This is a genomic window from Acidimicrobiales bacterium (assembly GCA_036491125.1).
Taxonomy (GTDB): Bacteria; Actinomycetota; Acidimicrobiia; order Acidimicrobiales; family AC-9; genus AC-9.
In genome coordinates this window covers 1-7,036 of the sequence record DASXCO010000216.1, presented here as the reverse complement: position 1 = coordinate 7,036, position 7,036 = coordinate 1, and the positions used below count along the sequence as shown (strand labels likewise).

7 protein-coding genes and 1 tRNA gene are annotated in these 7,036 nt (G+C 69.3%); 2 read left to right on the top strand and 6 right to left on the bottom strand.

Annotated elements, in window-relative coordinates; genetic code table 11:
• Positions 1 to 135, top strand: a 135-nt coding sequence (locus tag VGF64_17115) for a steroid 3-ketoacyl-CoA thiolase (GenBank protein HEY1636482.1), incomplete at its 5' end; no start/stop codon positions are given.
• An 82-nt stretch (positions 136 to 217) separates the two neighbouring features.
• On the opposite strand, the gene VGF64_17110 is transcribed toward VGF64_17115, so the two are convergent.
• The 6 genes from VGF64_17110 to VGF64_17085 form a co-directional block, all read right to left on the bottom strand.
• Positions 218 to 514, bottom strand: coding sequence for a cell division protein CrgA (locus tag VGF64_17110; protein HEY1636481.1), 297 nt, complete (start codon positions 512 to 514; stop codon positions 218 to 220).
• Positions 515 to 2,428, bottom strand: coding sequence for a Stk1 family PASTA domain-containing Ser/Thr kinase (pknB, locus tag VGF64_17105; protein HEY1636480.1), 1,914 nt, complete (start codon positions 2,426 to 2,428; stop codon positions 515 to 517).
• On the bottom strand, positions 2,425 to 3,897 hold the full coding sequence (locus tag VGF64_17100; GenBank protein HEY1636479.1) for a penicillin-binding transpeptidase domain-containing protein: 1,473 nt from the start codon (positions 3,895 to 3,897) through the stop codon (positions 2,425 to 2,427). The genes pknB and VGF64_17100 overlap by 4 nt, the downstream gene beginning before the upstream one ends.
• 43 nt (positions 3,898 to 3,940) lie before the next feature.
• A complete protein-coding gene (locus VGF64_17095; protein HEY1636478.1) occupies positions 3,941 to 5,356 on the bottom strand; it encodes a Stp1/IreP family PP2C-type Ser/Thr phosphatase in 1,416 nt (471 codons plus the stop codon).
• Positions 5,353 to 5,871, bottom strand: coding sequence for an FHA domain-containing protein (locus tag VGF64_17090; GenBank protein ID HEY1636477.1), 519 nt, complete (start codon positions 5,869 to 5,871; stop codon positions 5,353 to 5,355). Before VGF64_17090 ends, VGF64_17095 begins: the two co-directional genes overlap by 4 nt.
• 108 nt (positions 5,872 to 5,979) lie before the next feature.
• Positions 5,980 to 6,636, bottom strand: coding sequence for a DUF3662 and FHA domain-containing protein (locus VGF64_17085; GenBank protein HEY1636476.1), 657 nt, complete (start codon positions 6,634 to 6,636; stop codon positions 5,980 to 5,982).
• A gap of 147 nt (positions 6,637 to 6,783) precedes the next feature.
• Between VGF64_17085 and VGF64_17080 the strand changes: the two genes are divergently transcribed.
• A tRNA-Leu gene (locus VGF64_17080) sits at positions 6,784 to 6,867 on the top strand.
• The last annotated feature ends 169 nt before the right edge of the window (positions 6,868 to 7,036 follow it).

The following is a 7,036-nucleotide window of genomic DNA, read 5'->3' as shown; positions in this document are numbered from 1 at the left end:
CTCGGATGCTCCGGCGCCAAGCTGCTGGCCACGCTGGTCAACGAGCTCGAGCGCACTGGTGGTCGCTACGGCCTCCAGACGATGTGCGAGGGCGGCGGCATGGCCAACGCCATGATCATCGAGCGCTTGGGCTAGGCCCCGATATCCACAGACTGTGGACAAGTCTGTGGGAAAGATCACACCTGTGTAAGTACGGTCGTGGACAGTCCCGGCGGCCTCAGCGGTATTGGGTCGCGGTGATGAACCCAGCTGCGATGAGCCCCAGCCCAAGCAGGAGGTACCAGTTGGACGCCCCGCCGGGCAGGACGCCCAGGTAGTTGATCACCACCACGATCACGCCGAGGACCAGGCAGGCCAGCATCACGACGGGGACCCACCGCGGGCTGACCTTCTTGGCCCGGGGGACTGGGGGGGTGTAGCGCCCTGACGTTCGCTCGGTCGTGCGGCCGGGCTTCCGCTCGGTCGTGCGCCCGGGCTTGGGCCGGCGGCGCCCCGGCAGCCGAGAGGACGCCATCTAGGGGACGATCGGGTTGGTGGTAGTCGTGCCGCCGCCGGAGAACTTGCCGACGGTGAACGTCACCACCGACCCCTGGTTGGCCGTGGTGCCACCGGGCGGGTTCTGGCTTATCACGACGCCGTTCTGGGTCGGATCGCTCACCGGCTGCGCCTGCGCCTGCGGGTTGAAGCCGGCGGCGGTCAAGGTCTGCTTGGCCTGGGACTGGGTCTGGCCCGTGACGTCGGGCACCTGCGCCTGAGCCTGAGCGGGCGGGGGCTGCCCGCTGGAGACGACGAGGTTGACGGTGGAGCCCGGATTCACCTTGGTCCCGGCCGACGGGCTGGTGCTGACCACGCTGCCGCTGGGCACCGTGGCCGAGGGCTGGTTGCTGACGTTCCCGAGGGTGAGCCCGGCGCTGCCCAGGCGGTTGGCCGCCGTGGACTGGTCCTCGCCTACCACGTCGGGGACGGTGACCTGGGCCGGCCCGCTCGAGACGGTCAGGGTCACCTTCGATCCCTGGGCGGCCTGGCTGTTGCCTGATGGGCTCTGGTTGACGACGGTGCCGGTGGGCTGGTTCGACTGTTGAGCCTGCTGGCCGACCGTGAAGCCCGCTTGCTGCAGGGTGTTGGTCGCCGTTCCGACGTCCTCGCCGGTCACGTCGGGCACGGTCGCCTGGGCGGGAGTCGCCACGACCGTGAGCGTCACCGTGTTGCCCTTCGACACCTGGCTCGGAGGTTTCGGTGACTGGGTTAGGACCGTGCCCGGCCCCTGGCCAAAGGCCGACGGGACGTCCTGGGTGGCCACCTTGAGCCCGTCGTTCTGCAGCGTCTGGGTCGCCGTTCCCACGGGCTGGAGGACGACGTTCGGGACGGCGAAGCTGGCTGACGCTCCGGTGGATCGCAGCAGGAAGTAGAGGATGACGCCCAGTGCCGCCAGCAGCAGGGCCAGCACGGCCAGGTAGCCGCGTCGGCGTCGTCTGCGCTGGGCCTGTGGCGGGATCGCCGTCGGCGAGATGGCGGTGGTGCGACCGGTTGGCGGTCCCGCCATGGTGGTGTCCTGGAAACGGGTCACGGCCATCGTCGGGGGAAAGGCCATGACGGTCTGACCTTGCTGGAACCGGAGGAGGTCGGCGCGCAACTCGTCGGCGCTCGAGTACCGGTCCTGGGGCATCTTGGCCATGGCCTGGAACACGATGGCGTCGAAGGCGGGGGGGATCGAAGGGTCGAACTGGCGCGGCAGCGGGGGCATCTCGCGCACGTGCTTGTAGGCGACGGCCAGCGGGTTGTCGCCGACGAACGGGGGACGCCCGGTGACCATCTCGTACAGCACGACCCCGAGGGAGTAGACGTCGCTGCGGGCGTCGACGTTGTGGCCCTGGGCCTGCTCGGGGGAGAAGTACGTCGCCGTACCCATCACGGCGCCGGTCTGGGTGAGGTCGCCCTCTGTGTTGGCGGCCCTGGCGATGCCGAAGTCGGCCACCTTCACCTGACCGTCGTCGGCGATGAGGACGTTCCCCGGCTTCACGTCCCGGTGGACGACGCCGTGGCGATGGGCGAAGGCGAGGGCGCCGGCGACCTCGGCACCGATGGCGGCGGCCCGGCCGACCGACAGCCGACCTTCGTCGTAGATGATGCTGGACAGCGGCCGACCGTCCACGTACTCCATCACGATGTAATACGTGCTGTCGGCTTCCCCCCAGTCGAAGACCGACACGATGTTGGGGTGGCTCAGGTTGGCGGCCGCCTGGGCCTCCCGGCGAAAGCGCTCCACGAACGACGGGTCCACCGACAGCTCGGGGAAGAGCACCTTGAGGGCTACCGGTCGGTCGAGCAACAGGTCGTGGGCCAGGAAGACCTCGGCCATCCCGCCCCGCGCGATGCGGCGGACGAGCTCGTAGCGCTCGCTGTAGATCGGCGGCGACTGCGAGGTCATGGAGCGGTCCCACCGCCCTGCGGCAATGCCAGCGCGGCCTGGAGCACGGTCTTGAAGATGGGCCCGGCGATCTGGGCACCGGTGGTGTCCGAGCCCAACCCCGTCTGGGCCGGCACGACCACGGCCACGGCGACCTGGGGGTTGTCGGCCGGGGCGAAGCCGATGAGCCAGTTGTTGTTGCCGGCTCCGGTGCTGGTCTGGGCGGTCCCGGTCTTGGCCGCCACCTGCACGTTCGGCAGGGCGACGGCGGTGGCCGTGCCGCCGTTGACCACGCCGACCATGTCGTCGCGCACCGTGCCCGCGGTGGCCTGCGAGGTCGCCTGCTGCCACGGTTTCGTCCCGAACGACTGCACCTGGCGTCCCTGGTTGTCACGGATCTCGCTCATCACGTGGGGCGCGTTGATCACCCCGCCGTTGGCGATACCCGAGGCGACCAGACCCATCTGGAGGGCGGTGGCGGTGACGTCCTGCTGACCGATGGCGGAGTAGGCCAGCCCCGGCTTGTTCTGGGCGAAGGCCGAAGCGGGTGGGAAGGTGGAGGTGGCGACCGCCGGCAGGTCGAGGGGCGGGACCTTGTCGAAGCCGAATGCCATCGCCTCCGCTGAGAGGTTGTCCGGGCCGAGATCGAGACCCATCTGCCCAAACCCCGTGTCGCAGGAGAACTTGAGGAGGTCAGGCAGGGTTCCTCCGCAGGTCTCGTGCCCGAAATTGGACAGGGTCTGGTTCGTCTGCGGCAGGGGGATCGAGCTCTCCTGCGGATAGTCCTTGGTGGCGAGCAACGGGTCGCGGTCCAAGGCGGCTGAGGACGTCACGACCTTGAAGGTCGACCCGGGGGCGTAGCCCCGCCGGTAGGCCCGGGGAAGCATCGGCTGGGTCGGGTCCAGCTGGTAGAGGTTCCAGGCATTTCGCTGGACGTTCTGGTTATGGGACGAGAGCGGGTTCGGGTCGAAGGTGGGGTTGCTGTACATGGCGAGCACCGAGCCGTTGGTCGGGTTCAGGACAACGACCGATCCGGACCGCGGGCCGAGGGCGTTGGCCACCACCTGCTGCAGCTGGTTCGAGATGGTGAGGGTGACGTCGTCGGTGTTGCTCCTCGTCGTCAGCAGGTCGCTCAGGTGCTGGAGCGGCAATGTGCGTCCGGCAAGCTGCGACGAGTAGGTCCTCTCTACCCCGCTCGATCCGTAGACGAACGAGAAATACCCGGTGATCTGGGCGAACAGCGGGCCTTCGGGGTACTGGCGCTGGAACTTGTAGATGTCGTTGGTGGGAGTGGACTTGGCCACGACCACGCCGTCGGAGGTCTGGATGACCCCGCGGGCGCGGCTGAAGTCGTCCAGCACCTTTCGGATGTTGCCCGAGGCGTTGGACAGCTTGGATGCCTGGAGGACCTGGAGGTTGTTCAGCTGTAGGAACAGCACGACGAACAGCACCACGAGGCCCAGTCCCAGGAGCCTGATCTGACGGTCCATCAGGGATCCGGCTCCGCGCTGTGGCCCCCGACCCGGACCGGAGTCACGGCGTCGGCGCCGCGGCCGGCGGAGCGGGCGCGGTCGTCGGTGGGGGCGCCGGACCGCAAGGAGCTCCTGCCGGGAGCGACTTGGCCTCCTGGGTCAGGTTGGCCACGTACTGCTGGGAGGCCCCGAGGCTGGGCTCCTCCTTGCCGGCCTTCAGATCGGCGACCCGGGAGGGGAGGACCGTCGACCCCGGGGCTGCGCCGGGGATCGTGCAGGTGGTGAGGTTGGTCCGCTGGCTGAGCGAGGGCTGGATCCACAGCAGCCCGCCCGGGCGGCCCTTGAAGATGGCCACCTGGTTCCCCTGGAGGCCCACGAAGTAGGAGCGCTCGCCGAACCACCAGACGGCAGCGCTGATCCCCCCCAGGATCATGAGCAACACGGCGAAGAAGGCCACGACCCTGAGCGTGACACGGGGCGACCGGCCGCGGACCCTCACCCTTGCTGGTGGTGCCTCGGGTGCTGCAGTCGTGGTGCCGACCGGCCCGGGGACCGCCACATACGACTCGTGGGTCGGGGTGGGGTTGGGGTCATCGGCGGCGCCTGGCCCGCTCGAAGCCCCGCCCGGCTCCGGGCCGCGAGCCGCCGTCAACGCGGCGCCGTCGGCTCCTACCCGGTCACCTTCGATCGCCTGCTGGACCGCCGTGGCGCCGACGGCGCTGGCCACCAGATCGCCGGCTGGGCCCCGACCGTCGCCGTCGTCGACGATGTCGACGACCACGACAGTGATGTTGTCGCTACCACCGGCGTCGCGCGCCTGCTGGACGAGGGCATGCGCCGCATCATCGGGATCGGGATGCTGGCCGAGGACCGAGGCGATCTCGTCGTCGCCCAGCTCGTTGATGAGCCCGTCGCTGCACAGCAGGATTCGGTCGCCGACATGGGGCGGCACGTGCCAGACGTCAACCTCCACGTCGGGCTCGATCCCAAGGGCGCGGGTGAGGATGTGGCGCTGGGGGTGCACCGAGGCCTCCTCGGCGGTGAGCTCGCCACTGCGCACCATCTCCTCCACCAGGCTGTGATCAGCGGTCAGCTGGCTGAGCTCACCCTGTTGATAGAGATAGGCGCGGGAGTCCCCCACGTTGACGATGGTCAGGTCGTCGGTGCCGTCGACCGTCACGAGCGCCAGGGCCGTGAGTGTCGTCCCCATGCCTCGCAGAGCGGTTTCCGCCCGAGAGGCCTCCCACACGGCGTAGTTGGCCTGACGCACGGCGTCGGCGAGGCCGTCGGCTGACGGGTGACCGGCGAAGGTCGTGCGGAAGGCGTCGATCGCAGTCTGGGCCGCCGTCTCCCCGCCGACGTGGCCGCCCATTCCGTCGGCGACGGCGAAGAGCCCGTCGCCCTCCAGGGCTCGGTCCTGGTTCGTCGTGCGTACGAGTCCGACGTCAGTGGCCGAGCTGGAGCGAATCCGGATCACGGACCGACCTCCAGGACGGTCCGTCCCACCTGGAGCCGGTCACCGAGGTGGAGGAGCACGGGCGAGCCGAGCTTCTTGGCGTTGACGAAGGTCCCGTTGGTCGAGCCGAGGTCCTCGATCCACGTCTCGCCGTTGCGACGGAACAGTCGGGCGTGCAGCTGGGACGTGAAGGCGTCGTCCAGGGGTACCCCGCAGCCGGAAGCTCGACCGAGCGTCACCTCGTCTCCCAGATCGAAGGTCCGGCCCCGCCGTTCAACGGGTTCCAGCACCCTGAGCCGCATGACCCGCCCGTTCCCACTTCGGCCGTCGACTGGCATCGCCCCGGTCGGGGGACCGGGAGGCTGCGAAGGCGCAGCCTCCCTGCGGCGGCCTCGTCGCCGTTGGGGCTCGTCGACGACGGTCACCACCGGCGGCCGTTTCAGCTCGGACCACACCGCTCGGAGGACCCGCAGGAAGAAGAGCCAGAGCAGGGCGATCAGGAAGAACTTGAGGATCGTGAGGAGCGAGTCAGACACCGGTGCGACAGCCGTCCCTCAGGGTCGGGTCGGGCCGGGGGTGGCGACGCCCCCTGACCGACGGGGCAGGGATCAAGGGCCTCACCCGGGCGGGTGGGCGCGAGCCCATCACCGGACCTCGAATCGAAGGCTCGACCTGCCGATCGTGATCTCGTCACCGTCGTTGAGCCGCTGGGTGCGCACCTGGGCGCCGTTGACGCGGGTCCCGTTCGTCGATCCGAGGTCAACCACGACCACGTCCGGGCCGTCGCGGCGCAGCTCGGCGTGACGCCGACTGACGTTGGCGTCATCCAACACCACGCTGCACTCGGGCAGCCGCCCGATGACGAGGGGACCCTCGTCCATTGTCACGCGGCGGCCGTCGGGGAGGACCAGGCCGGCGGCGGGGCCGCCGCCCGGGCCGCCCTTGACCTCGCTGTTGACGAGGCAGGAGCCCGGGTTGACGGCCTGATCCGGCTTCAGGCTCACCTCCACGGGACCCAGGAAGTCGTAGCGCTCGGTGCGGGCGTGATCACGCGCGGCGTCAGCGAGCTCGCTCACCAAGGCGTCGGCAAAGGACTCGAAGCGCTCGATGTCGCCCGGCGACAGGGCCACCTCGAACACGTTGGGGGCGATGACGCCGCGGGGGCCGACGGTCCGGTGAAGGTCCATCTCGCGGGTCAGGCGGCGCGCGATCTCCACCGGCTGCAAGCCGCTACGGAACGCCTTTGCGAACGCTCCCTCGACGAAGCGTTCGAGTCGCTGCTCAAACTGCTGCAGTCCCATGCTCGAGCCAGCCTACCCACCCTTGGTCCTGGGTTCGGGAAGAGGGGCCTCTGTGCCCGAGGCCACGCGGATTGTCGGTCCATGGTACCGAGTCCGGGCCATCCTTCCTGGTCGGAGGGTCGGCTAAGGTGTCCGACGCTTCACTCCGGGCGAGTGGCGGAATTGGCAGACGCGCAGGATTCAGGTTCCTGTGTCCGAAAGGATGTGGGGGTTCAAGTCCCCCCTCGCCCACGGCCGTGACCTGGGGTTTCGCCGCGGCGGGCACCCTGAGATAGGTCGACGGCCCTCCTATTGCTAACGAGCCGTGTCGGTGGCCCGAGTGTGGCTATCGAACGCCTCGCGGACCCCTCACCTTCCATCACTGCAGTCGTGCTGTGACCGAGTCCGTCGCCAACACCCT

Excerpts from the sequence above, each read along its gene's own strand:
- VGF64_17110 (HEY1636481.1), bottom strand. The coding sequence starts at position 514 with ATGGCGTCCTCTCGGCTGCCGGGGCGCCGCCGGCCCAAGCCCGGGCGC.
- pknB (HEY1636480.1), bottom strand. The coding sequence starts at position 2,428 with ATGACCTCGCAGTCGCCGCCGATCTACAGCGAGCGCTACGAGCTCGTC.
- VGF64_17100 (HEY1636479.1), bottom strand. The coding sequence starts at position 3,897 with ATGGACCGTCAGATCAGGCTCCTGGGACTGGGCCTCGTGGTGCTGTTC.
- VGF64_17085 (HEY1636476.1), bottom strand. The coding sequence starts at position 6,636 with ATGGGACTGCAGCAGTTTGAGCAGCGACTCGAACGCTTCGTCGAGGGA.